19 protein-coding genes and 2 pseudogenes are annotated in these 22,961 nt (G+C 66.7%); 7 read left to right on the plus strand and 14 right to left on the minus strand.

Going from position 1 to position 22,961, the window contains the following annotated elements:
• Window positions 1-528: 528 nt before the first annotated feature.
• The gene (locus ACNJ7E_RS04425; RefSeq protein ID WP_172652433.1) at window positions 529-2,124 is read right to left on the minus strand and encodes a Na+/H+ antiporter; all 1,596 of its coding nucleotides are present in this window, start codon (window positions 2,122-2,124) and stop codon (window positions 529-531) included.
• 229 nt (window positions 2,125-2,353) lie between these two features.
• Complete coding sequence (locus tag ACNJ7E_RS04430) at window positions 2,354-3,130, minus strand: SDR family oxidoreductase (protein WP_418339231.1); 777 nt, start codon at window positions 3,128-3,130, stop codon at window positions 2,354-2,356.
• A 518-nt stretch (window positions 3,131-3,648) separates the two neighbouring features.
• On the opposite strand from ACNJ7E_RS04430, the pseudogene ACNJ7E_RS04435 reads away from it, so the two are divergent.
• Together ACNJ7E_RS04435 and ACNJ7E_RS04440 are read left to right on the plus strand one after the other, a co-directional pair.
• A pseudogene (locus tag ACNJ7E_RS04435) lies at window positions 3,649-3,726 on the plus strand (hypothetical protein); the annotation flags it as partial.
• Window positions 3,727-3,789: 63 nt separating this feature from the next.
• Window positions 3,790-4,212, plus strand: a pseudogene (locus ACNJ7E_RS04440) (hotdog family protein); the annotation flags it as partial.
• 65 nt (window positions 4,213-4,277) lie between these two features.
• Here ACNJ7E_RS04440 and ACNJ7E_RS04445 read toward each other — a convergent pair.
• A complete protein-coding gene (locus ACNJ7E_RS04445) occupies window positions 4,278-5,153 on the minus strand; it encodes a helix-turn-helix transcriptional regulator (RefSeq protein ID WP_172652431.1) in 876 nt (291 codons plus the stop codon).
• 112 nt (window positions 5,154-5,265) lie between these two features.
• On the opposite strand from ACNJ7E_RS04445, the gene ACNJ7E_RS04450 reads away from it, so the two are divergent.
• On the plus strand, window positions 5,266-5,832 hold the full coding sequence (locus ACNJ7E_RS04450; RefSeq protein ID WP_418339232.1) for a flavin reductase family protein: 567 nt from the start codon (window positions 5,266-5,268) through the stop codon (window positions 5,830-5,832).
• Window positions 5,833-5,914: 82 nt separating this feature from the next.
• On the opposite strand, the gene ACNJ7E_RS04455 is transcribed toward ACNJ7E_RS04450, so the two are convergent.
• Complete coding sequence (locus ACNJ7E_RS04455) at window positions 5,915-6,772, minus strand: helix-turn-helix domain-containing protein (RefSeq protein WP_418339233.1); 858 nt, start codon at window positions 6,770-6,772, stop codon at window positions 5,915-5,917.
• A gap of 162 nt (window positions 6,773-6,934) precedes the next feature.
• Here ACNJ7E_RS04455 and ACNJ7E_RS04460 point away from each other — a divergent pair, with 162 nt between their 5' ends.
• Entirely contained in the window at window positions 6,935-7,336 is a 402-nt protein-coding gene (locus tag ACNJ7E_RS04460) for an SRPBCC family protein (RefSeq protein WP_172652429.1), read from the plus strand.
• 495 nt (window positions 7,337-7,831) lie between these two features.
• On the opposite strand, the gene ACNJ7E_RS04465 is transcribed toward ACNJ7E_RS04460, so the two are convergent.
• The 7 genes from ACNJ7E_RS04465 to ACNJ7E_RS04495 all read right to left on the minus strand — a co-directional run bounded on the left by ACNJ7E_RS04465 (window position 7,832) and on the right by ACNJ7E_RS04495 (window position 17,441).
• Entirely contained in the window at window positions 7,832-8,563 is a 732-nt protein-coding gene (locus ACNJ7E_RS04465; RefSeq protein WP_172652428.1) for an SDR family oxidoreductase, read from the minus strand.
• Entirely contained in the window at window positions 8,560-8,829 is a 270-nt protein-coding gene (locus ACNJ7E_RS04470; protein WP_172652427.1) for an Atu4866 domain-containing protein, read from the minus strand. Before ACNJ7E_RS04470 ends, ACNJ7E_RS04465 begins: the two co-directional genes overlap by 4 nt.
• Window positions 8,830-9,281: 452 nt before the next feature.
• The gene (locus ACNJ7E_RS04475; RefSeq protein ID WP_418339234.1) at window positions 9,282-9,560 is read right to left on the minus strand and encodes a hypothetical protein; all 279 of its coding nucleotides are present in this window, start codon (window positions 9,558-9,560) and stop codon (window positions 9,282-9,284) included.
• Window positions 9,561-9,803: 243 nt separating this feature from the next.
• Window positions 9,804-11,360, minus strand: coding sequence for a phytoene desaturase family protein (locus ACNJ7E_RS04480; protein ID WP_418339235.1), 1,557 nt, complete (start codon window positions 11,358-11,360; stop codon window positions 9,804-9,806).
• A gap of 23 nt (window positions 11,361-11,383) precedes the next feature.
• Window positions 11,384-14,413 carry an FAD-binding and (Fe-S)-binding domain-containing protein gene (locus ACNJ7E_RS04485; RefSeq protein WP_418339236.1) on the minus strand — a complete coding sequence of 1,010 codons (3,030 nt, stop codon included), beginning with the start codon at window positions 14,411-14,413 and terminating at the stop codon, window positions 11,384-11,386.
• Window positions 14,414-14,530: 117 nt separating this feature from the next.
• On the minus strand, window positions 14,531-15,634 hold the full coding sequence (locus ACNJ7E_RS04490) for an enolase C-terminal domain-like protein (protein WP_418339237.1): 1,104 nt from the start codon (window positions 15,632-15,634) through the stop codon (window positions 14,531-14,533).
• 13 nt (window positions 15,635-15,647) lie between these two features.
• On the minus strand, window positions 15,648-17,441 hold the full coding sequence (locus ACNJ7E_RS04495) for a thiamine pyrophosphate-requiring protein (protein ID WP_418339238.1): 1,794 nt from the start codon (window positions 17,439-17,441) through the stop codon (window positions 15,648-15,650).
• Between the two features lie 355 nt (window positions 17,442-17,796).
• On the opposite strand from ACNJ7E_RS04495, the gene ACNJ7E_RS04500 reads away from it, so the two are divergent.
• The 3 genes from ACNJ7E_RS04500 to ACNJ7E_RS04510 are packed head-to-tail and all read left to right on the plus strand — an operon-like array spanning window position 17,797 to window position 21,003.
• Window positions 17,797-19,557 carry a glycoside hydrolase family 15 protein gene (locus tag ACNJ7E_RS04500; RefSeq protein WP_418339239.1) on the plus strand — a complete coding sequence of 587 codons (1,761 nt, stop codon included), beginning with the start codon at window positions 17,797-17,799 and terminating at the stop codon, window positions 19,555-19,557.
• Window positions 19,558-19,606: 49 nt separating this feature from the next.
• Entirely contained in the window at window positions 19,607-20,629 is a 1,023-nt protein-coding gene (locus ACNJ7E_RS04505; RefSeq protein ID WP_418339240.1) for an SDR family oxidoreductase, read from the plus strand.
• On the plus strand, window positions 20,626-21,003 hold the full coding sequence (locus ACNJ7E_RS04510; protein WP_418339241.1) for a hypothetical protein: 378 nt from the start codon (window positions 20,626-20,628) through the stop codon (window positions 21,001-21,003). Before ACNJ7E_RS04505 ends, ACNJ7E_RS04510 begins: the two co-directional genes overlap by 4 nt.
• Here ACNJ7E_RS04510 and ACNJ7E_RS04515 read toward each other — a convergent pair.
• From ACNJ7E_RS04515 to ACNJ7E_RS04525, 3 genes are all read right to left on the minus strand, one after another.
• Window positions 20,975-21,481: a MarR family winged helix-turn-helix transcriptional regulator gene (locus ACNJ7E_RS04515; protein WP_418339242.1), complete on the minus strand. Its 507-nt coding sequence runs from the start codon at window positions 21,479-21,481 to the stop codon at window positions 20,975-20,977. The genes ACNJ7E_RS04510 and ACNJ7E_RS04515 overlap by 29 nt on opposite strands.
• Window positions 21,482-21,654: 173 nt before the next feature.
• On the minus strand, window positions 21,655-22,572 hold the full coding sequence (locus ACNJ7E_RS04520) for an IS3 family transposase (RefSeq protein WP_418339243.1): 918 nt from the start codon (window positions 22,570-22,572) through the stop codon (window positions 21,655-21,657).
• Window positions 22,572-22,895 (minus strand): transposase, encoded by a 324-nt coding sequence (locus ACNJ7E_RS04525; RefSeq protein ID WP_418339244.1) that lies wholly within the window; start codon window positions 22,893-22,895, stop codon window positions 22,572-22,574. Before ACNJ7E_RS04525 ends, ACNJ7E_RS04520 begins: the two co-directional genes overlap by 1 nt.
• Window positions 22,896-22,961 lie beyond the last annotated feature (66 nt).

Here is a 22,961-nt window from a genome sequence, read left to right on the forward strand (position 1 = left end):
TACGACTACGGCGGGGCGCAAGTGCGGCTCGTGTGGTGAAGAAGACCCCGTCGAGGCCCGCGCCGATACATGAGCGCCAGCCTGCGTCGGTGGTTTAGGGGACCGTTCTGACAAGTTCATGGCCTCGGCGTCGACTAGTAGTCGATGTAGGGCTCACGCGCGTGCGGGTCGAGGAAGACGAATTCGGCTGTATTTCGGTCACCGGCGGGCAACGCTGAAAAGTCGGTGACCAATGCGCCAGACCACGATTATGTGCCAGGACGTCCAGAGGGCATCCCAGTACAAATGCCGGCATCAAGGCCTGATCGATGTCAGTGCCCGGCATGTCCGCAGGAAGGCGGCGAGTTAGTTTTCCGTGGTGTCCGCTGCGCTTGTAACAGTTTGTCTGTCCGGGCCGAGAGAACGATTAGGCCGCTGTAAGTGGCCCTGGTTGGCCCCTTGTACAACCGTCCGAAGTCTGCATTGAGTGTCGACATCGCGCGCCCTCGCGCGCATCTCGACGACTAAACGCCGCCACAGAGCTGTTCGCTACAGTTTTTTCGCGCTCGGCTTATCCGGGCAGGACGTCACCGTCGAGTTCAGTTTCGCTTCGGTTGTATCCAGCAGCGACTGGACCCGTAAGAACACGGCATCGTCGATCTCGTGTCGTTCAAACATGGTCAGAAGCCGACTGCGCTGGGCAGCGAGGATCGCCCGGCGCATCGTCAGTATCTGTATCTGGAGCGACACCGGGTTCCCCTGCCGGACAGTCAGGGCGCGCAGGTGCTCCTGCAGCTCGGCGTCGAGCCGATCGGCAGGGAGGGGGGCGGTGTCGCGCTGAGCCGGGTCCGTCACATACCGCAACCCTTCCTCGGTCAGAGCGATTTCCGCTGTCCGCTGTCCGGCAGAGTCGTCGATGGAGTCATAGTGGGCCCATGTGATCACGCGCGGCAGGGACATGCCCTGCCCGAACAGGGTCACAACGATGACACCAGCTGTGATGAACACGATCAGGCTCTTGTACTCGAAGGGACGCCCATCTGCCATGGTGTCGGGAACAGCGAGCGCGCCGGCCAGCGATACCCCGCCACGGACACCGGACCATGCGAGCGGAAAACGCTCCCGCGCACTGATCCGGCGTGAAACTTGACTACCGCGGCGGTCGATGGCCCGAAACACGGAAGGCATCGTGTAGAAGTACAGCAGCCGACAGCCGATCACGCCGAAACCGGCGAAGGCCACCGCTGCCAACCCCATCGTCAACGATTGAGGCGCCAGATCATCTACAACGGAGGGGATTTGAGTACCCACCAAGACGAACAGTCCCGAATTGAGAACATATGTAATCAGTGACCAAAAAGGCTGAGTTTGCATTCGAGTGGCTGGCGGAATGACACGCGGTCCACGCTGGGCAAGCAGGAAACCCGCCGTCACGACGGCAATGACACCCGAGGTATGTATCTGCTCGGCAAGCAGGTACGCCACAAACGGCGTCAAGACGCTGAGCACACTCGAGAGCATCCAGTCTCGGAGAAACCGGTGAGCGACCAGTGCGGTCCCGGCGACCGCGGCACCGAACAGCACCCCGCCAAGATAGCTTGCCGCGAAAGCCCAGCTGATCTGCAGCAGATCGAGATGACGCGCGCCGGTCGCGACCGGGACGGCGGTGGCCAGAAGAACCAGCGCAGTCCCGTCGTTGATCAGGCTCTCCGCTCGCAGCAACGTCATGAACCGGGGCGGTAGGAGGTGAGCCAGCGCGGCAATGGCGGCGGCATCGGTCGGGGCAAGCACGGCCCCGACGACGAACGCAACCGCCCACGGAATGTGCAGGATCCAATGCAGGCAGGCGGCCACTGCGGTGGTCGTGGCAACCACGAGCACGACCGCCAGCAGAACCACAGAGCGGGCATCGCGACTCGCTGTTCGCGTAGAGGTCGTCAGAGCCTCCCAGTACAAGATCGCAGGAAGGAACAGGACGAGGACCCACTCGGGGGGCAACTCGAAAGCAGCAATAGTCGGGTTCAAACCCAGTAGGCAGCCACCGAGCAGCAGGGCGGCCGGTTGGACCATCCGAATCCGAGCGCCCCATACGGTGAAGATGATGACCGTACCGAGCGCTGCGACGAGTAGTTGAATCGACTGCAATGGTCACCTCATGGCTATTTGAGTGCTGCGGGGTACGTGCTAAGTGCGCTGGCGGAGGGATGTGGGTCGGCGCCAGGCTGACGTTGTCGGCCCCGCCTCGAGGCGGGTCCGGAATGAGATTGCACGACGGGGGTCGGAGACCCCCGTCATGTTCGTCCCTCTTTGATCCAGTGGGGACCGTTCCCGCCCTCGGGTTGCCCGGGAGGCGGGAACGGTGGTGTGGGTGGGTTTAGATGGCTTGTGCGGTGGGGAGGATGGTGATTTCGGTGAGGTTGACGTGCTTGGGGACGGCGGTGAGGAAGGCGACGGTTTCGGCGACGTCTTCGGATTGGAGGACGTCGATCTGGTCGATCAGGTCGGCCATGAGTTTGCTGGCGTCGGGGTCGGTGACGTGGTCGGGCAGTTCGGTGTCGACCATGCCGGGTTCGATGGTGGCGACGCGGACGTTCTTGCGGCCGAGTTCGGTGCGCAGTAGGCGGGTGAGCTGGCTGATGTAGGCCTTGGTGCCGGAGTAGACCTGGAACTTTTCGAGGACGCGGGTGGCGGCGATCGAGGAGGTGGTGATCAGGTCGTCGGGTTTGTCGTCGGCGGCGGCCTGGACGAGGGGTTCGACGAAGGCCTGGATGGTGTTCATCACGCCCTTGATGTTGAGGTCGATCTGGGTGTCCCAGTCGTCGACCTTGAGGTCGACGATTTCGGAGATCAGCTGGACGCCGGCGTTGGCGAAGACGAGGTCGACGGGGCCGAGTTCGGTGGTGATGCGGTCGGCGGCGGCTTGCAGGGCGGTGCGGTCGGTGACGTCGGTGGTGACGGCGATCGCGGTGCCGCCGGCGGCGTTGATGCGGTCGGCGGTGGTGGTGATGCGGTCGGTGCGGCGGGCGAGGAGGGCGACCTTGGCGCCGAGTTGGGCGAGTCGTTCGGCGGTGGCTTCGCCGATTCCGCTGGAGGCGCCGGTGACGACGGCGATGCGGCCGGTGAGGGGGGTTCCGGTCAGGACCTGGCTCATGGGGTGTGTCTCCTTGACGGTGGTGTTTCGAGGTGTGGTTCCTCGGGGTACGGGATCCATCGTCGGCGTGATCGGGGTGGGCGAACAGGCCGCGGTCTGCCTAGGTGCACCACACCCAGGCAAACCGCAAAACCGTCACCCAATTCATCCGTACGTATCCTCCCTATGAATTAGCGGTTCGGTCACAGTGCAACCGATGAAACTGTGTGTTAGTAGATGATTTGACTGATCAGTGCATGTTCTCGCTCACCCCCATCAGGCGTGCTGCAAACCAAAAACAACCGGATGAATAGGGTCGAAGGAGCCTGTGGTGAATGAGATCGCTACTCGGCGGCGGTCAGTGCTGATCGCGCCCGGTTCCGACAAACGGAAGGCGCGCAAGGCGCTGGCCTCGACCGCGGGGGAGGGTGGGTCTCGACCTTGAGGACTCCGTCACCGCCGAAACAAGGAGCAGGCCCGCGACCTCGTGCGCCGACTGGTGACCGAGACCGACGCGCGAGGGCAGTGTGTCGGTGCGGGTGAACGGGCTGACCACCCCCTGGACACGGGACGACCTCGCCGCGTGCGCCTGGCCTGGCCTGGCGAACATCGTGCTCCCGAAGACCGAGACCGCACGCGACCTCGAGATCGTCGATGAGGCGCTGACCGGCATCGACGCGTACCGCACGCGGGTGCCGGGCACGCATTTCGATGCCGGGCTCGGGGCGGTGTTCGGCAGCAGCGGCGACATGGTCTCGAGCGCCCCGAAACTGGCGCGGCTGACGCTCAAACATCGCCGCCACCCACCACGAACGGGTCAGCGCCGCCGGCCGCCTCGTCTACGGCGGCACATCATCGGCATCGCCTCGGCCAGGCCACCCGTGTCCTCCCGAACCTGGTGAACGGTCCTGAGCTGGACCTCCTGCGATCACACCGGGCCGGTCTCCGAAGGCGACATCCTCATAGGCGAACTGCAGGTCGAAGGCACCGACGCCCTCGGCGACCGTGAGGGCCTGCACCTTCACTCACTGGTGTTTCTCACACACCGCGACCGCACCGACGCCTCCGTCCTCGACTGGCGGTTCTCCGCCCTTACGGCTTGAGTCTGAAGTGCACGACCCCGATGAAGCCGCTGGGTGGTTCGGCGCTGCTCGGCCTGCTTTCGTATCTAATCCATTGACGCGGTGGGTCGGTCCGCCTGACCAGCGGGCTGTGCGCTACGTACACCGGCATCGATGCGGTGTGTCGCCAGGTCGAGCAGACGGATCTCGCCGAGCGAGCCGGGCTCGACCTGGTACACCAGAAGCTGATGACCGGGCGCGCTTGGGACACCGAATGCGTGAAATTCGATCGTGAGCTCGCCGGCGGTGGAATGGCGCAGTTGTTTGACTTCATGAGTCTTCGGCTGTACCTCATGTCGGGCCCAAAGCTCGCAGAAACGAGGGCTTCCGGCCTCGAGCCGGGCGATGAGGTCGGTGAACCGGTGGGGAGTCGAGGAGAACTTGGCGGTCGCTCGTAGACTGGCGACCGTTGATTTCGCCGACTCCTCCCAATCGACAAAGAACTCACGGGCGGCCGGATCACAGAAAACCATCTCCACGAGATTGGTCGTATCAGCGAACGGTTCGAACAGCGCCACCGCCAGGGAGTTCATCGCCGAGATGTCCAAGACCGGATCGAGTACGAACGCACCGGAGCGCTCCCAGGACTCCATCAAACGCAGTAACGCGGGATCGACCTCCCGGCGAAGCTCGGCACCGTCGAGTCGCCACGCCACACCTGCCAGCGAGTAGAGGTGCCGACGTTCCTCGAAAGTAAGAACCAGAGCCTTGCTGAGCCCCTCGAGGACCGCTTGGGACGGGTGACGTTCACGGCCCTGCTCCAGCCGGCGGTAGTAGTCAGGACTGACATCGGCCAGCATGGCCACTTCGTCCCGGCGTAACCCCGGCACTCGCCGAGGTCCCGCGGACGCAAACGGAACAGAATCCGGTGATGCGGCAGCACGTCGGGCCCGCAGAAATTCCCCCAACTCAGTGCTCGCCATGGCTTGATTCTAAGGCAGCCGGTCAAGTTCCAAGGGGGGTGCGAAAGGGCCACGCGACCATCAGCTGAACCCTGAAAACTATAGGTAATCAACCTGATCGGAAGGAAACCGCATGACTGGTCCGGATCAATTCTCCCCGTACCCAATTTCCAAAGTGCACAGACTGATCGAGCCAGGCCCTGTGATCATGATTTCGACGTCCGACGGACGGCATGACAATCTGATGACAAATGGTTTCAACATGCCCGTGCAACATGGCGGTCTCATCGGATTCGTGCTCGGCCCGTGGGACTACAGCTTCGACACGCTGCGCGACACCCGCAAGTGCGTCATTGCAATCCCGGCCATCGAACTCGCTGAGCAAGTCGTCGACGTCGGGAACGTATCCGGTGCGGACGTCGACAAGTGGGAGCGTTTCGGCCTCACCCCGCTGGCATCGGCATCCGTTGCGGCCCCCCTCGTCGCGGAGTGCTTCGCGAATATCGAATGCCGCGTCGTCGACGATCGCCTCGTCGATGACTACGGACTCTGGATTGTCCAGGCCCAGCATGTGTGGGTGGACGATTCGAAGCGAGGCACGGGCGAGATCCATCACCGCGGCGACGGAACGTTCTCCGAGAACGGTGAGGCGATCGACCTCCGTGAGCGGATGACGAAGTGGCCATCGTTGATCGACTAGTCAATATCCCGGCACCCGTGTGCAGCCCCGTTTCAAGCTCGGCAAATGGGAGCAGGAGTGGGGGGTCGGTAGCCGCGCGACGTCAGTCGGGCGAACTTGCTTCCGCCTCCCGCCGCTCCCGGTCCCTGGTCGCAGTGAGCGAACAAAGCAACTTCAGCGCCTGATCACTCGGGGACCCGCGCTCCGCCTGATAAATCACCAACTGTTGTCCCGGCTTGTCACGCACATCGAAAGCTTGAAACGTCAAGCTCAACGTTCCCACATCGGGATGAACGATCTCCTTCGCATCCAGTGTCTTGCCCCGCACCTGCCCCTCTTCCCAGTACTGGCGAAACGCGGGGCTGGCCGCCGACAGCTCGTCGACCAACTGGGTGAGACGAGCATCATCCGGGTCGTGGCCGACGGCCAAACGTAATGTTGCGACGGTGGCCTGTGCCGCGCGATGCCACTCGGCGTAGAAAGACGCTCCCGCTGGATCGGTAAACACCATCCGCAGCAGATTGTCAGCAGCGGTGAACGGCGAGAAGAGCGCTTCGGCGAGCCGGTTGCACGCGAGAATGTCGAGTGTCCGATTCAACACGAACGCCGGAGTCGAGTCGTAGGTATCCATCAACTGGAGAAGTGCCGGACTGACCGACTCCCGTGCACTGGACCCGCGGGCGCTCGGCACCAGCCGGGCCAACCGGTACAGGTGCATTTCCTGGTCGGCATCGAGGCGCAACGCGCGCGAGAGAGCATCGAGCACCTGAGCGGACGGATTACGTTCGCGCCCTTGCTCTAAGCGGGTGTAGTAATCGGAGCTCAGTCCCGCAAGGATCGCGACTTCCTCACGTCGAAGGCCTGAAACTCTTCGAGTGCCATAGCCGTGAATTCCTGCGTCCTTCGGTGAAACCTGAGCACGACGTGACCGAAGGAAATGTCCGAGTTCGCTGGAAGGCATTTCCCAATGTTAGTTCTGAATTGCCTGGTAGTGGGTGGGTGCACTGCACCCACGACAGACGGGCCGGTCTTCGGCGACAGTGGAACCATCGCCGACGCCCAGCGTCCGGCGCGGAATCCGGACCACACGACCCACCGCAACCCACGAAAGGATCCGAGGAGCATGTTGACAGTTCATGCAGAAGTTCGTACCCCGCTGGACCAGAAGTTGGTGTGGGGGAGAATCGGAGACTTCTTTGCCATCCATCGTTGGCATCCCAATGCCGAACACACTGCACGCGACGACAGCCGGAACAACGTCCGCTGCGTCGCTCTGCAAGGTGGTGGTGAGGCGATCGAAGAACTGATCAATCAGACCGAGCAGTCGTACAGTTACAAGATGGTTGGTGGGTCCATTCCCGTATGCAACTACCAGGCGACCGTTGCCGTCGCCCGGGACGGCGAGTCAGGGGAGACCGTTGTTTCCTGGGACGCCGAGTTCGACGCCGACAGAATCCCTGCCGAGCAGGCTCGCCAGCTCATCACCGGCTTCTACGAAGGCGGGTTGGCTGCCGCCGTGCGGTGACGTTTCGGAGCATCCGCGACCCGAGAGGACGCCGTTCTTCACGAACTGTCCTCGAAATGACGCCCTGGAAACGTTTGTGATGACGCCCTTCCGAGGATGGTCTGCAAAACGCGGCAGCATCGGGCCGGACCGGCCACGGGACATGCGGTCAACTCGCCGCTGCATCTTATAGCGGGCAAAGGACAGTCCTCAGCACCGTCTGTAGTAGCAACCGGACCGCCCAGCCTGGCTGCAGATACGGCGTCGCTTCCGGGTTTCATCATCCTCGGTACGCTTGTGCCCGTCACAGCGAGCACACAAGGCAGATCAGGGGGAGGACGTACGCAGATGTCACCAACCCGTCCAACTAGTGTTGTCCAGCCGGGCCACAGCGTCTGCGACCAAATGCCGTGTATCTGAGGGCGATATCGGCAATCGGCATGACGACATCCGGAAATTGACGAGTGGTCTGAGGTGGCCGTCTCGCCGAGAGACGACCGCCCCTGCCCGACTGAACTACTGTGCACTCGCTGCGGGGCGAACGACAATCTCGTTCACGTCCACATCAGCCGGCTGATCGATAGCGAACGCGATAGCATTTGCGATCGCAGCGGCCGGAAGTGCGACGGCGCGGTATGCCTTCATGTCCTCGCGTGCGATGTCGTCCGAAATGCTATCCGCCAATTCAGATTCCGTCACACCTGGAGAGACGACGGTGACACGGACATCGCCTGACGATTCTTGGCGCAGCCCTTCGGAGATCGCGCGCACCGCAAACTTCGTCGCGCAGTAGACCGCCGCGGTCGGCACCACCTCATATGCCCCGACAGATGCGATATTGACGAAATGTCCATTACCTTGTGACTGCATGACCGGTAGCGCTGCGGCGATACCATTCAGAACGCCACGAACATTCACGTCGAGCATCCGGTTCCACTCGTCGATCTTCAGCGCGGCCAGCGGCGACAGGGGCATGACTCCGGCATTGTTGACCACTACATCGACGCGACCGAAACGCTCGCGGGCAGTCTCCACGAAGGACTGGACGTCGGCTACGTCAGTGACGTCCAACTTGCGGAATGCTGCACCGCCGTTGGCATCGCCAATCTCCTGCACCAAGTGCTCGAGGCGTTCTGTGCGCCGTGCGCCGAGAAAGACCTGGTGGCCGTCGGCCGCCAACTTCCGCGCTGTCGCCTCCCCGATCCCACTACTTGCCCCCGTGATCAGGACTACCTTGTGCTCGCTCATGACTGCTTGTCCTCTCGGTATAGGACGAGATGCTCGTGGAACAGCACCCCGTCACTGATGTCTCCTGTTGCGGTAAAACCAAGGTCGTCGATGTAGTCGAGATGGTTTCCTGTCACCGTGTAACTTCCGGTGTACGCACCCAGCCGTGTGCCACGCGCCTCGTCGTACCGCCCGTCCGCACGCAGTTCCTGGCGAATGAAGCCGTCTGCTGTCACCCACATGCCGATGACATCTGCCCGGTCGGTGGTGGTTCCGGATTCATCCATCACGATCCTCTCTCACAACTTGGTGATCCAATTCTTGCGAGAAGTGGGATGCGTAGACAGGACGCAGCTCGACTAGGTGCCGCGCACCCAGTCAGGTCGCGACCTCGCGCGACGCGTGGGACATATCAAACCGATGGGGCGGAGTTCACGCCTTCCACCCTGGGGCGCACAGAGGGGTTGCCGGGCAGCCTGGCATCGATGACCTGCGCACACGGCGTCGCGAGAGTGCGGCGATGAACCTCGGTTGCTCACACCCGCGGTCCTCGGCGCGATCGACACCGGCGTGCCACCACATGACGGAAGACCAGATCGCACGCGGGCGACCAGTACGATCACGCATCACCCCGACCGTTATCGACCTCGATGCGACGTTGGTGACCGCCCGTTCCGAGAGGACTAGCTAGGGCGAGCTGATCGAGCCCAGGGTATCGCCGCGCAGCCGGGCCGGGCTCTCACCGTGCGTGGGGACGGTGAACCATCTCCCACCGCCCAGGGCCGGCCGATGGTGCGGTGTCGGGGTAGCTCAGGGCAAGTAACTGCGCGTCGAACGCGGTGAACCAGTCCTGCCACCCGAGGTGCTCGAGGCTCGGGGTGCTCAGGCCGAGGAAGTCGATGCACAGTTGCGCGTCGTCGGCGCGGGCCGGGGGAGTAATGCGGCCGGGCGCGCCGTGGTGGGTTTGGATCCAGAGGCGGATCTCGTTGTGGTCGGTGGTCACGTGCCGACAGGTCATGACGGTGCTCCTCGTGCAGTCGGGGTGGGTAGGAGGTTGTCCGTGCCGTGGGGCGCCGGTGGATACGGTGCGAGGGCGAACGATTGGGATGCCGCGGCGGGTGGCGACCGGGATCAGTTCGGTGATCGCCTCGCCGGGTATGCATCGGCGCAGAGTGATCGGGACACCGTCGGCGGGTGTCGAGGACACGGGTGCCGCGTGGGCGCAGTGCGTCGATGTCGGTGCGGCGGAGCCGGTGTGCGTTCATGGCAAACGCCGCCTCCGATCGTCGATGTTCGTCGGCACGGGGGCGCGCTGTTCCGGGGTGGGCCCGAGGTCGGGGCGGGTGGTGATACCGAATTTGTCTTTCAGGACCTGCCGGGCGGCGTAGTAGCCGGGCATTCCGTGGACGCTGGGCCCGGGTGGGGTGGATGCCGAGCACAGGTACACGCCGTCGAGCGGGGTGCGGTACGGGTTCCATTTCGGTGCGGGGCGGGCAATCATCCGGTACATCGACACCCGTCCGGCGGCGATGTCGCCGCCGCGGTAGTTGAGGTCGTGGGCGCTCAGCCGGGCGGCGGGAGTGCAGCGGGAGGTGACGACGGTGTCGCGGAAGCCGGGTGCGAATCGTTCGATCTGCGCGGTGATCGTCTCGGTGACATCGGTGTCGGAGCCGTTGGGGACGTGGGTGTAGGTCCACAGCGGCCGGGCGTCCCGATTGACCCGGGTGGGGTCGACGACGGTGGGTTGGCTGACCAGGACCAACGGCCGGGGCGGGTGGTGGCCGACGGCGATGGCGGTTTCGGCGGCGGTGATCTCGGCCCGGGTGCCGCCGCAGTGCACCGTCCCGGCCTGCCGTACCCGCGGATCCGCCCATGGCACCGCGGCGCCCAGGACGAAGTCGACCTTCGCGATCCCGAGGCCGGGCCGGTAGCGGTTGATCGCCCGCCGGTACCGGCCCGGCAGCCGGTTGCCGAGGATGTGGGCCAGCATCCAGGGGGAGGTGTCGAACAGGTATGCCCGGGCCGGGGGCAGCAGCCGCCAGTCCGAGACTCCCTGGTCGCAGTCGAGGTGCCCGCCGTGAGCGTGCAGGTCGGCGATCAGTGCGTTGGTGATGGCCTGGGAGCCGCCGGTGGGGATCGGCCAGCCGACGGTGTGGGCGGCGGAGCCGAGCAGCAGCATGCTCGCGGCGCCGGCGAGCGAGGGCATGGGGGCGGGAACGTGCCCGCCGATGCCGGTCAGCAGCGCCGGCGCCATGTCGTCGGTGAACCGGCGGTTCCAGGCCCGGGTTCCTTGCTCGAGGACCCGGGCGGCGAAGCCGAGCGCGGTCCGAATCCCGGGCACGTCGCGGGCGGCGGGGGGAATCGAGCGCATGTCCCCGAGACACAGGGCGACGAGGGTGGTGAAGTCGTCGACCAGCGGGTGCATCAGGTTCCGCCAGGCGGCGGCGTCGCCGGGGGTGCCGTATTCGGCGAGTTCGGCGACGGTCCGCGTCAGGTCGGGGTAGGCGATTCCGGCGGGACGGCGGTCGAGCGGGTGCGCGTAGGACGCTGCCGGAACGTTGAGTTGGACCCCGCGGGCGGGGAGGTCGAAGGCGGTGAAGAACGGGGACGCGGCGGCCATCGGGTGCACCGCCGAGCAGAGGTCGTGCGGCAGTGCGGCGCCGGCGAGGGCGATCTCCTCGGTGCGGCACCCACCGCCGGGGGTGGGTTGGTCCTCGAGGACCTGGACGTCCAGTCCGGCGCGGGCGCAGAGGACGGCGGCGGCCAGCCCGTTCGGTCCCGATCCGATGACCACGACATCGTTGATGTGTCTGGGCATAATTTCTCCTGTACCGGGCGGGGTCAGTGGTGTGGGCGGCGCATCCGGCGGACGAGCAGGGCGAGGGCCACCGCTGTGGGGGCGGTGAGGAGCGCGGTCCGCGTCGGGGTGAGGGGCCGGGACACCTTGGTCTGTGCCCGGGAGTCGGTGGGGTCGTCGCCGCGGAGGGCGGCGGCGAGGACCTGCGCCCCGTGCAGAGGCGACGCGCCGGGGTGCAGGTCGCGGATCTGGGTGCGGCAACTGAACCCGTCGGCCAGCACCAGGGTGGCGGGGTCCGCTGTGCGGAGGGTGGGCAGGAGGGTGTCTTCGGCGCAGGCGACGGACACCTCGTAGTGCCCTTTTTCGAACCCGAAGTTCCCGGCGAGACCGCAGCATCCGGCGTCGAGGACGCGGGTGTCCACCCCGGCCGCTCGCAGGGCCTTGTCGTCGGCGTCGTAGCCGAGGACCGCGTGCTGGTGGCAGTGCGGCTGGATCAGCGCCGAGACCCCGCGTAGGCCGGGTGGGGACCAGTCCGGTGCCTTCTGTTGCAGGAGCTCGCCCAGGGTGACGGTCTGTTGGGCGAGTCGGTGGGCGTCTTCGTTGCCGTGCAACAACTCCGGCAGGTCCGAGCGGAACACCGCCGCGCAGCTCGGTTCGAGGACCACGATCGGGGTGCCGGCCCGCAGCGCGGGCGCCAGCACCGTCAGGGTGCGGCGGAGAACATGGGTGGCGGTGGTGAGTTGGCCGGTGGAGATCCAGGTCAGCCCGCAGCACACCGTCTGGGTGGGGACCTCGACGGTGAACCCGGCGGCCTCGAGCACGGTGACGGCATCGGCGGCGATCTGCGGGTCGAAGTTGTTGGTGAAGGTGTCCGGCCAGAGCACCACCCGTCCCCGGCTGCCGGGGCGGGCCACAGGTGGTCGGTCCCGCCAGGTGGCGGTGAACCGCCGCCGCGCGAACCTCGGGATGGGGCGGCGGGGGTCGACGCCGCCCACGGTCTCGAGCACCGTCTTCAGTCCGGGGGTGTGGGTGACGGTGTTGATCAGGGTGGGTGCGACGGCCGCAATCCGGGCCCACAGGGGTATCGCGCCCATCGAATAATGGGCGCGGGGCCGGATCCGCCACCGGTAGTGGTGGGAGAGGAATTCGGCCTTGTAGGTGGCCATGTCGACGTTCACCGGGCAGTCGGACAGGCATCCTTTGCAGGCCAGGCACAGGTCGAGGGCGTCGCGGACGGCGGCCGATTTCCAGCCGTCGGTGATGACCTCGCCCTGGAGCATTTCGAACAGCAGCCGGGCGCGTCCGCGGGTGGAGTGTTCCTCCTCGCCGGTGGCCCGGTAGGACGGGCACATCACCCCGGATTCGTGGCCTCGGCACTTGCCGACGCCGACGCAGCGGGCGGCGGCGCGGCTGAACCTGTGCTCGTCGTCGGGGTAGGCGAAGTGGGTGGCCGGTTCGATCGGCAGGTAATTCACTCCTTGCCGCAGGTTCTCGTCGAGGCGGTAGGGGTGGACGATCTTGCCGGGGTTCATCCGGTTGTCGGGGTCGAAGAGTCGTTTGAGGGTTTCGAAGGCGGTGACCAGGCGGTCCCCGAACATGATCGGCAGCAGTTCCCCGCGGGATTGCCCGTCGCCGTGCTCCCCGGACAAAGATCCGCCGTAGTCGACCACCAGCTGCGCGGATGCGGTGGCGAAGGACCGGTACTTCGCGATGCCCTCGGCGGTGCGTAGGTCGAACGGGATGCGGGTGTGGACGCAGCCGTGCCCGAAATGCCCGTACAGGGACGCGGTTCCGTACCCGTAGTCATCGAGCAGCCTGCGGAAGTCGCGGAGGTAGTTGCCGAGGAAGCGGGATGGGACGGCGGCGTCCTCCCAGCCCTCGTGGGTTTCCGGGTCGTTCGGCGGATAGGCGGTGGCGCCGAGGCCGGCCTCGCGGGCGGCCCATACCTGTTTCTCGTGGTCGGGATTGTCGAGGAGCTTCGGGTGCGGGGTGACCGAATGCAGGTCGTCGATCATGGCCTGCGCCGCGGCATCGGCGTCGTCCTTGGTGTCGCCGTTGAATTGCACCATCAGCCACGCGTTTCCGTCGGGGAGCTCCCGCAGCGCGGCGGCGGCGAGGTGCTGGCTGTGCTCGAGCTGCACCAACCGGTGATCGATCCCTTCCAGTGCGGCCGGGGAGTGGTCGAGGATCTGGGGGACGGCGTCGGCGGCGGCGCAGATGTCGTCGAACCCGAGCAGGACCAGCGATGTCGCTGCCGGCACTCGCACCAGGGTCAGTTCCGCCCGCAGGACGGTGACCAGGGTGCTTTCCGAGCCGACGAGCAGGCGGGCGACATTGAAGTTGTTCTCGGGCAACAGTTGGTCGAGGTTGTAGCCGGATACCCGGCGGGGGATGTCGGGGTAGCGGGCGCGGATCTCGTCGGCGTAGGTGTCGCGCAGTTTCCGCAGGCCGGTGTAGATGTCGGCGGTGCGGTCGCCGGTGGCGGTGATGCGCTCGCGTTCGTCCGGTGTGGTGGGGCCGACCCACATCCGGTGCCCGTCGTAGGTGAGAATTTCCAGGCGACGCACCGAGTCGGCCATCTTCCCGTAGGCCTGCGCGGTGGACCCGCAGGAGTTGTTGCCGATCATCCCGCCGATGGTGCAGGAGACGTGGGTGGACGGTTTCGGGCCGACCATCCACCCCCACCGGGCAAGGTGGTCGTTGAGCGGGTCGAGGGCGATGCCGGGTTGCACCACCAGCGTGCCGGCCTCGGCGTCCAGGGATTCGATGACGGTGCAGTACTTGCTCCAATCCAGCACCACCGCGGTGTTGCAGCACTGCCCAGCCAGGCTGGTCGCCCCACCGCGGGAGAGGACCGGAACGTCGTGCTCGTGGCACACCGCGATCGCCGCCGCGGCGGCATCCGGGGTGCGGGGGATGACCACCCCGATCGGGACCTGCCGGTAATTGGAGGCGTCGGTGGAATACGCTGCCCGCGAACCGGGGTCGAACCGCACCTCACCGTCGACCGTCTCACGCAGGCGCTGTTCGAGAGCCTGGAACAGGGGAGTGGTACGGGTGTGCTCGGCGGTCACCGCAAGCTCCTCGAGTCAGGAGCGGACAGAGCTTCGCAACATGCGGGAACCGGTGCGGCGAGGACGCGACCGGGGTAAGTCCTGGACATCGGTGTCGACTCCTTCATGTCCGGAAGATCAGGCGATCTGGAACGGTGCGATGTCGGGTGCGCGCAGGGCAAGCCCGTGCCCGGGCGCGTGTGGGTCCGGTCGCAGGGCACCGCCGGCGGGATTGAACGCGCCGTCGAAGAACCGCTGTTCGATCCGGACGTGGTCGTGAAACCACTCCAGGTGCTGCAGATTCGGGATCGCGGCGGCGGCATGGGCGTGCGCATGGGGTGCGCAGTGCCAGGAGATCTCCAGGTTGTGGGCGGCGGCGACGGCGGCCACCCGCAGCCAATCGGTGATGCCGCCGCAGCGGGTGACGTCGGCCTGTAGGCAGTCCACCGCCCCGGCGGTGCACATCCGCTCGAAGTAGGACAGGTCGTAGCCGTATTCGCCGGCGGCCACATCCGGGCGCACGACCTGCCGGATCTGACGAAGTCCGTCGAGGTCGTCGGAGGAGACCGGTTCTTCGAACCAGACCACATTCGCGTCGGCGGCGTCGGCGGCCATCCGGATCGCCTGTTTGCGCCCGTAGGCGCCGTTGGCGTCCACATACAGTTCGGTGTCGTCACCGATGACGTGGCGGGCCTGCCGGATCCGGTCGAGGTCCCGGTCGGTGCGGGTGCCCCAGGCTTCGCCGATCTTGATCTTCACCCGCGGAATCGACTGCTCCTGCACCCATTCGGACAGTTGCGTCTCGAGTTGGTGACGGTGATAGGTGGTGAATCCGCCGGACCCGTATATCGGCACCGTGTCGCGGGCGGCGCCGAGCAACCGGTGCAGCGGCACCGCGAGTAGCCGGGCTTTGAGGTCCCACAGGGCGATGTCGACCGCGGAGAGGGCGCACCCGGCGATCCCGGGGCGGCCGGCGTTGCGGACCGCCGCGGCCATGGCCGCGTGCAGGCCCGGCACAGCCGTCGGGTCCTCGCCGGTGATCAGGTCGGCGAGGATCCCGGTGACCACGGCCGCGGCCGCGGGGGGTGCGTAGGTCCAGCCCGTCCCGACCTGCCCGCCCGCGGACACCTGCGCCAGCACCATCGTGGTGGAGTCCCACGACAGAGTGCCGTCGGCCTCCGGCGCGTCGGTGGGGATGGTGTAGGCGGTCGCGGTCAGGTCGGTGATCGGGGTGTCGATCATGACGGATCTCGGCTCACGTGTTCTTGTGGGGGAGGAATTCCTGCGCCTTGGTCTTGATCCCGGTCTTGATGAACCCCCAGGAGTCCTCGTCGCCGCCCAGGACCGCGGCGGTGGCGGACTTGAACTGCTCCCACGTCGCATGCGGGGGGATCGGGGGCATGTTCGGGTCGGTGTGCACGTCCAGGACGGTGGGCCGGTCCGCCGACAACGCTGTCTCCCAGACCCCGGCGAGTTGATCGGGGCCGGTGACGGTGTCGCCGTGCAATCCCAGGGACGCGGCGAACCCGGCGTAGTCGACGTCCGGAAGGGTTTGCGACTCGGCGAATTTGGGGGACCCGGACATCGCCCGCATCTCCCAGGTGACCTGGTTGAGGTCGTTGTTGTGCAGGATCGCGATGATCAGCCGCGGGTCGTCCCACTGCCGCCAGTAATGCTTGACGGTGATCAGTTCGGCGAGCCCGTTCATCTGCATGGCGCCGTCGCCGGCGAAGACGATCACCGGGCGGCCGGGATGGGCGAATTTGGCGCCGATCCCGTACGGGACACCGGGTCCCATGGTTGCCAGCGTCCCGGACAGGGAGCCGCGCATGTTCCCGCGGAACCGCAACTGGCGGGCGTACCAGTTCGCCGACGACCCGGAGTCGGCGGTGACGATCGCATCGTCGGGCAGCCGGGGGGACAGTTCGCCGAACAGCCGCAGAGGGTTGACCGGATCGCCGTCCACCTGGGCTTGCATGTCCATCGTTTCCCACCAGCGGGCCACATTCGCCTCGATCTCCTCCCGCCAGGACCGATCGTCCTTACGGATCAGATGGGGGATCAGGGCGCGCAGCGCGGTTGTCGCGTCGGCGACCAGGTTGACCTCGTTGGGGTAGCGGATCCCGATCATCCGGCCGTCGATGTCGATCTGCACGCCGCGGGCCTGCCCGTACTCGGGCAGGAACTGGCTGTAGGGGAAGGACGACCCGATGGTGAGTAGGGTGTCGCAGCCGGTCATCAGCTCGTAGGACGGGCGGGTACCCAGCAGACCGATGGACCCGGTGACCCAGGTCAGTTCGTCGGAGAGCACGTCCTTGCCCAGCAGTGCCTTCGCGGCCCCGGCGCCGAGCAGGTCGGCGACCTGGGCGATCTCCTCGTGCGCGCCGCGGGCACCCTGCCCGACCAACATCGCGACCTTGCTGCCGGCGTTGAGGATCTCCGCCGCCCGCATGATCGCCTGATCGTCGGGGGTGGTGGTGGGCCAGTCGATACCGATGCTGGAGGGCACCATCTTGAACTCGTGGGTGGGCGGGGAGTAGTCGAGTTCTTGGACGTCCGCCGGGATGATCAGGTTGGTGGGGGCGCGTTGGGTCAGGGCCACCCGGATGGCCCGGTCGAGGACGTTGGGCAGTTGCTGCGGGACGGTGACCATCTGCACGTAGTCGCTGGCGACGTCCTTGTAGAGGCTGAGTAGGTCGATCTCCTGCTGATAGGAGCCGCCCATGGCGGTGCGGTTGGTCTGCCCGACGATCGCGACCACCGGGACGTGGTCGAGTTTGGCGTCGTAGAGGCCGTTGAGCAGGTGCACCGCGCCCGGCCCGGAGGTGGCCATGCACACCCCGACCCGGCCGGTGAACTTCGCGTAGCCGACGGCTTCGAATGCGCACATCTCCTCGTGCCGGGCCTGGACGAACTGCGGCCGGTTGTCCGCGCGGGCCCAGGCGGCGAGGATGGCGTTGATGCCGTCCCCGGCGTAGGCGAACACGTGCTCGATCCCCCACGCGCGCAGGCGTTCGAGTAGGTAGTCGGCGACGTTCTGGCTGGCCATCGGTGGTCCTCCTCGCGGCAGGTGCGACGTCTTCGGCCCGGCGGGGGTCGGCCGGCTGGGGCGTCTGACCGACACGGGATCGACGTCCCGCGACGTGACGCGGTCCGCGCCGGCTCGCAGGGTGTGGCCTTCTCGAGCGGCGGACGTCCTCCTCCATCTGTACGCGCAAAGGTTGCGATAGCGCAAGGGCTGAGGCAAAGTTTCGCCGATCTCGACGGCGGCCCCGCGGCGGTCGCACATTCTGAGATTTTCCTGATCAATCCGAGTTCACGGTTTGAGCGTCCGGTCATCGGGAACTCGATTCGACGACAGTTGTTTGCGAGCGCGCAAAGATTGCGATGTGAAGGGTGGTTCGATGGTGACCACGGCCGGTGCGCTGTTTCCCCCACACGTGCTGCGGGAGTATTCGTTGATCGCCGACGGTGAGCGCGGCGCGTTGATCGGCCCGCGCGGGGACATCGCGTGGTTGTGCGTGCCGACCTGGCACGACGACGCGGTGTTCTCGGTGTTGCTCGGTGGTCCCGGCGTCTACGCCCTCGCGCCGACCGACCGGCGGTTCACCTGGGGTGGGTACTACGAGCACGGCACGCTGATCTGGCGCAGCCGCTGGGTTACGACCACCGGCATCGTCGAATGCCGTGAGGCGCTCGCCTTTCCCGGCGACCGGCACACCGCGGTCCTGCTGCGCCGGGTCCTGGCCGTCGACGGCGACGCGCAGGTCACGGTGCGACTCGACGTGGCCGCCGGGTTCGGTGCACACCCGATGCAGCAGATCGGCCACCGGGACGGGATCCGGACACTGCGCGCCGGGCCCCTGCAGGTGCGCTGGTCCGGGGCGCCGGCGGCGCATCACCGCAGCGGGCGGCTCGAGGCGGTTCTCGACATTCCGGCCGGGCAGCATCACGATCTGGTCCTCGAGATCGGCGACCGCGCCCTGCCCGGCACGGCGCCGGACCCAGGCCGGTTGTGGGAGCGCACCGAACACGCCTGGCACCAGCAGGTTCCGCGGATCGACGGGTCGCTGGCGGACCGCGACGCCCGGCACGCCTACGCGGTACTGCGCGGGCTGACCAGCAGCACCGGGGGCATGGTCGCCGCTGCCACCACCGCCCTGCCCGAACGCGCCGAGCAGGGCCGCAACTACGACTACCGGTACTGCTGGATCCGGGACCAGTGCTACGCCGGACACGCCGTCGCCGCGGCCGGCCCGTTGCCGCTCCTCGACGACGCCGTCGGCTTCGTCAGCGACCGCCTGCTCGCCGACGGCCCCGACCTCAAACCCGCCTACACCGTGGGCGGGGGCCGCGTCCCGGACGAGACCACCCTCGATCTGCCCGGCTATCCCGGCGGCGACGCCCGCACCGGAAACTGGGTCAACGACCAGTTCCAACTCGACAACTTCGGTGAGGCGCTGCTGTTGCTCGCCGCCGCCGACCGCCACGACCGGCTCGACCGCGAGCACTGGAAGTCCGCCGAAATCGCGGTGGCCGCGATCGAACACCGCTGGCGACGCCGCGACGCCGGGATCTGGGAACTCCGTAACGAGCACTGGGCGCACTCGCGGCTGATCTGCGCGGCCGGGCTGCGGTCGATCGCCGCCGCTGCCCCGGCCCCGCAGTCGGCGCCATGGTCCCATCTCGCCGACCGGATTGTCACCGACACCGCCCGAGATTGCCTGCACCACACCGGCCGGTGGCAACGCACCCCCCGCGACGAGCGGATCGATGCGGCGCTGCTGTTGCCCGCGATACGCGGCGCCCTGCCGGCCGCCGATCCGCGCACCACCCGGACCCTGGCCGCCGTGCGGTCCGAACTCGGCCGCGACGGCTACGTGTACCGGTTCCGCCAGGACGAGCGACCCCTCGCCGACGCCGAAGGCGCCTTCCTGCTCTGCGGGTTCCTCATGGCCCTGGCCGAACACCACCAAAGCCACGACATCGACGCGGTGCGCTGGTTCGAACGCAACCGGGCCGCCTGCGGCTCCCCGGCCCTGTTCACCGAGGAATTCGACGTCATCGAACACCAACTGCGGGGCAACCTGCCGCAAGCGTTCGTCCACGCCCTGCTGCTCGAATCCGCGCACCGCCTCGCCCGCCCGTGGCCGGCGGACCCCTGAAAATCCCTTGCCGCCAGGAACTGCCACGCCCGAAAGGAACACCCTCACCATGAGCACACCGGCACCCGGACGCGTCGTCGTGATCACCGGCGCCTCCGGCGGCATCGGCCGCGCCGTGGCCCGCGCGTTCGCCGGCCGCCACGACCAGATCGCCCTCCTCGCCCGCGGAAAGAAGGGCCTCGAAGGAGCCGTTCGGGAGGTGGAGGACGCCGGGGCAATCGCCCTGGCGGTGCCCACCGACGTCGCCGACCCCGACCAGGTCGAGGCCGCCGCCGACCTCGTCGAGAACACCCTCGGACCGATCGACATCTGGGTCAACGTCGCCTTCACCTCCGTCTTCGCCCCGTTCACCGACATCTCCGCGGCCGAATACCGCAGGGTCACCGAGGTCAGCTACCTCGGCTACGTCTACGCCACGATGGCCGCGCTGCGCCGCATGCGGCCCCGGAATGCGGGCACGATCGTGCAGGTCGGCTCCGCACTCGCCTACCGCGGCATCCCGCTGCAGAGCGCCTACTGCGGCGCCAAGCACGCCATCCAGGGCTTCCACGAGGCACTGCGCTGCGAGTTGCTGCACGAGGGCTCGAACATCCGGGTGACGATGGTGCAGATGCCCGCCGTCAACACCCCCCAGTTCTCCTGGGTGCTCAGCCGGCTGCCCCACCACGCGCAGCCGGTGCCGCCGATCTTCCAACCCGAGGTCGCCGCCCGCGCCGTCCTCTACGCCGCCGAGCACCCCGCCCGCCGCGAATACTGGGTCGGCGCCAGCACCGCCGCCACCCTCGCCGCCAACGCCATCGCCCCGGGTCTACTCGACCGGTACCTCGCGGCCACCGGCTTCTCCTCCCAGCAAACCGACCAGCCCCGCGACCCGCAGCAACCGACGAATCTGTGGCACCCCGCCGACGACACCGACGGCCGCGATTTCGGCGCCCACGGCATCTTCGACGCTCAAGCCCACACCCGCAGCGGTCAACTGTGGGCCTCCCAGCACCACGGGGTCCTCGGCGCCGCCGCCGGGCTTCTCGCCGCCGGCGCGGCCACCGTCCTTACGGCCCGGCGGCGACGATGACCGCCCGCACTGTCGTGATAGCCCGTCTCGGTTACGGGCTGCTGCAGTTGAGCGCCCCGAACCTGATGCCCACCCACGTACTGGGACAGCCGCTGCGCCGCCGCGACCAGGCAGTGCTGCGGCTACTCGGCGCTCGGCATCTGCTGCAGGCCGCGGTCACCACCGCGATGCCCACACCATCGGTGCTGCGGTACGGCGCGAGTGTCGACGCCGCGCACGCGGCCAGCATGATCGTCGCGGCCCTCGATCGGCGCCGCCGCCGGACCGCGATCGCAGAAATGGTGTGCGCCAGCGGTTTCACCATTGCCGGTGTGCGGGCCGCTCGCCGCGGTGTCGCCCCGGGGCTCAGTGGGCGGGGGGCCACAACAACGTGAGAACATCCCCGTCGATCGGCTCGCCCGCGGCGGCGGCGAACCGGCGCAACGCGGACGCCAACGCATCCCGATCCTCCGGCGTCATCCGCTCCAGGACCCCCGAAATCGCCTCCCGGCGGTGTGTACTGACCCGATCCACCAGTTCCTGCCCGGCGGCGGTGAGCGTCAGATTCAGATTCCGCCGGTCCTGCGGGGCATCACGCCGATCCAGCAACCCGGACTTGATCAGCCGGTCCACCGCCCGCGAGGCGTTGGAGGGATTGACTCCCAACGCCTCGGCGACCGCCCCCAGATTCAACGGCCCCCGGGTGTCGACCATCACCAGAATCCGCAGGTGCGGCACCGTGACGAGATCCTCGACCTCGGCGACCGAGGCCGCCGCGATCCCCACCAGCGCCCGCGACGCCCACAACACCGCCTCCACCTGCTCGGTGAACCGTTGCCCCGACTCCGCCTGCTGTCCCCGCACCGCGCTCATACCCAAATCCTGCACCCGACCATTGCGCAACCGCAACCATTGCGAGTTGGATGGTAGGTGGGTTCTCCCCGCAACTACCTCGCGTCCCGGCAGGCGTGACGGTCCGCCGGCCACCTGCCCCTCGCGACGGGACTGAGGTTCCCCCCGAACGGTGGACAAGGGGGTTGCGTGCCTCAGGCGACTTCCACCTGAAGCAACTTCTCGTAGCTGTCGGGACTGTGCATCCCCACCGTAGAGTTCCGTCGAACAGTGTTGTAGAAGACAATCCAGTTGTCAACGCCAGCAACGAGATCAGCCTTCGTTGCATAGACGTGCCGATAGTATTCTTCATGCTTGAAGATCGACCAAAACGATTCGGATGGACTGTTGTCCCAACAAATCCCGGTCGCACCCATCGACCGACGCAACCCGTGCTGCACACACGACGCCGCGGTCAGGTGGGCAGTGTATTCCCCACCCCGGTCCGAATGCAGGATCGTCTCGCGACACCGCCCACCGCGCGTGGCCACGGCTCGATCGATGGCGGTGGTGACCATCTCGGCGCTGATGTGATTAGCAATGCTGTATCCCAACACCTTCCGTGAATGACCGTCCCGGATCGCACACAAGAACATGTCCCCTTCACCGCACGTGAGGTAGGTGATGTCGGTAAACCAGACCGCATCGAGCCGGCCCCGATCGAAGTGCCGCTCGATCAGATCCGGCGGGAACGACGCCTGCGGATCGACCGCCGTGGTCTTGACCTTGAACGTGCGCGGGCTGATGCCCTCCACACCGAGCGAGGCCATGATCTTGGCCACGGTCTTGGCGTTCACCACCTCACCACGCGCCCGCAACTCGGCCGTGACCCGCGGCGACCCGTAGGTACCCTTCGATTCCCGGTGGACCTCGACGATCTTGACTTCGAGGTCGGCGCGACGCTGTTGCCTCGGCGTCAACACCGTGGCAACTCTGCGCTTGACGTACTGGTAGTAGCCCGATGTGGACACCTCCAGCAGTCTCGCCATCCGCAGGATCGAGAACCGTTCACCTTCCGGCGCGGCGGTGCCGGCGGTCTCTTCGATGTTGTCGGGGCCGGCGTACTTGGCCATCAGATCGAACCGGGTCGGTTCTTCTGCATCGCGGCAAAGTACGCCGAAGCTTTTACCAGGAAAGCGTTGTCCTTCTCGAGTTCGCTTACCTGCCTTCGCAATCGGCGTAGCTCGGCGTGTTCGGCCGCGTCCAAAGGCTTCTCTCCGTGGGACTCTGCGGCGGCGATTCTGCGCCGCTCGAGTTTGACCCATTCACCCAACAGACTCTCGTTGAGGCCGAGTTCTCGGGCGACCTCTGCGATGGTGCGACCGGAGTCGATCACCCGGTGGGCAGCCTCGACCTTGTACTCGGTCGTGAACGACCGACGCTTGCGAGGGGGCATACGGACATCCTTCCAGCGGGACCGGTGTCCCGCCAAGTCGGTGTCCACTTTCCGGGGGGAACCTCA

It is taken from the genome of Rhodococcus mengyinensis, from assembly GCF_048381435.1.
In the GTDB taxonomy this organism is placed as follows: domain Bacteria; phylum Actinomycetota; class Actinomycetes; order Mycobacteriales; family Mycobacteriaceae; genus Rhodococcus_F; species Rhodococcus_F opacus_D.

Coding starts and splice junctions, on each gene's coding strand:
- ACNJ7E_RS04430 (WP_418339231.1), bottom strand. CDS start 3,130: ATGAGCCAGGTCCTGACCGGAACCCCCCTCACCGGCCGCATCGCCGTC.
- ACNJ7E_RS04445 (WP_172652431.1), bottom strand. CDS start 5,153: ATGGCGAGCACTGAGTTGGGGGAATTTCTGCGGGCCCGACGTGCTGCC.
- ACNJ7E_RS04450 (WP_418339232.1), top strand. CDS start 5,266: ATGACTGGTCCGGATCAATTCTCCCCGTACCCAATTTCCAAAGTGCAC.
- ACNJ7E_RS04455 (WP_418339233.1), bottom strand. CDS start 6,772: ATGCCTTCCAGCGAACTCGGACATTTCCTTCGGTCACGTCGTGCTCAG.
- ACNJ7E_RS04460 (WP_172652429.1), top strand. CDS start 6,935: ATGTTGACAGTTCATGCAGAAGTTCGTACCCCGCTGGACCAGAAGTTG.
- ACNJ7E_RS04465 (WP_172652428.1), bottom strand. CDS start 8,563: ATGAGCGAGCACAAGGTAGTCCTGATCACGGGGGCAAGTAGTGGGATC.
- ACNJ7E_RS04470 (WP_172652427.1), bottom strand. CDS start 8,829: ATGGATGAATCCGGAACCACCACCGACCGGGCAGATGTCATCGGCATG.
- ACNJ7E_RS04475 (WP_418339234.1), bottom strand. CDS start 9,560: ATGACCTGTCGGCACGTGACCACCGACCACAACGAGATCCGCCTCTGG.
- ACNJ7E_RS04480 (WP_418339235.1), bottom strand. CDS start 11,360: ATGCCCAGACACATCAACGATGTCGTGGTCATCGGATCGGGACCGAAC.
- ACNJ7E_RS04490 (WP_418339237.1), bottom strand. CDS start 15,634: ATGATCGACACCCCGATCACCGACCTGACCGCGACCGCCTACACCATC.
- ACNJ7E_RS04495 (WP_418339238.1), bottom strand. CDS start 17,441: ATGGCCAGCCAGAACGTCGCCGACTACCTACTCGAACGCCTGCGCGCG.
- ACNJ7E_RS04500 (WP_418339239.1), top strand. CDS start 17,797: ATGGTGACCACGGCCGGTGCGCTGTTTCCCCCACACGTGCTGCGGGAG.
- ACNJ7E_RS04505 (WP_418339240.1), top strand. CDS start 19,607: ATGAGCACACCGGCACCCGGACGCGTCGTCGTGATCACCGGCGCCTCC.
- ACNJ7E_RS04510 (WP_418339241.1), top strand. CDS start 20,626: ATGACCGCCCGCACTGTCGTGATAGCCCGTCTCGGTTACGGGCTGCTG.
- ACNJ7E_RS04515 (WP_418339242.1), bottom strand. CDS start 21,481: ATGAGCGCGGTGCGGGGACAGCAGGCGGAGTCGGGGCAACGGTTCACC.
- ACNJ7E_RS04520 (WP_418339243.1), bottom strand. CDS start 22,572: ATGGCCAAGTACGCCGGCCCCGACAACATCGAAGAGACCGCCGGCACC.
- ACNJ7E_RS04525 (WP_418339244.1), bottom strand. CDS start 22,895: ATGCCCCCTCGCAAGCGTCGGTCGTTCACGACCGAGTACAAGGTCGAG.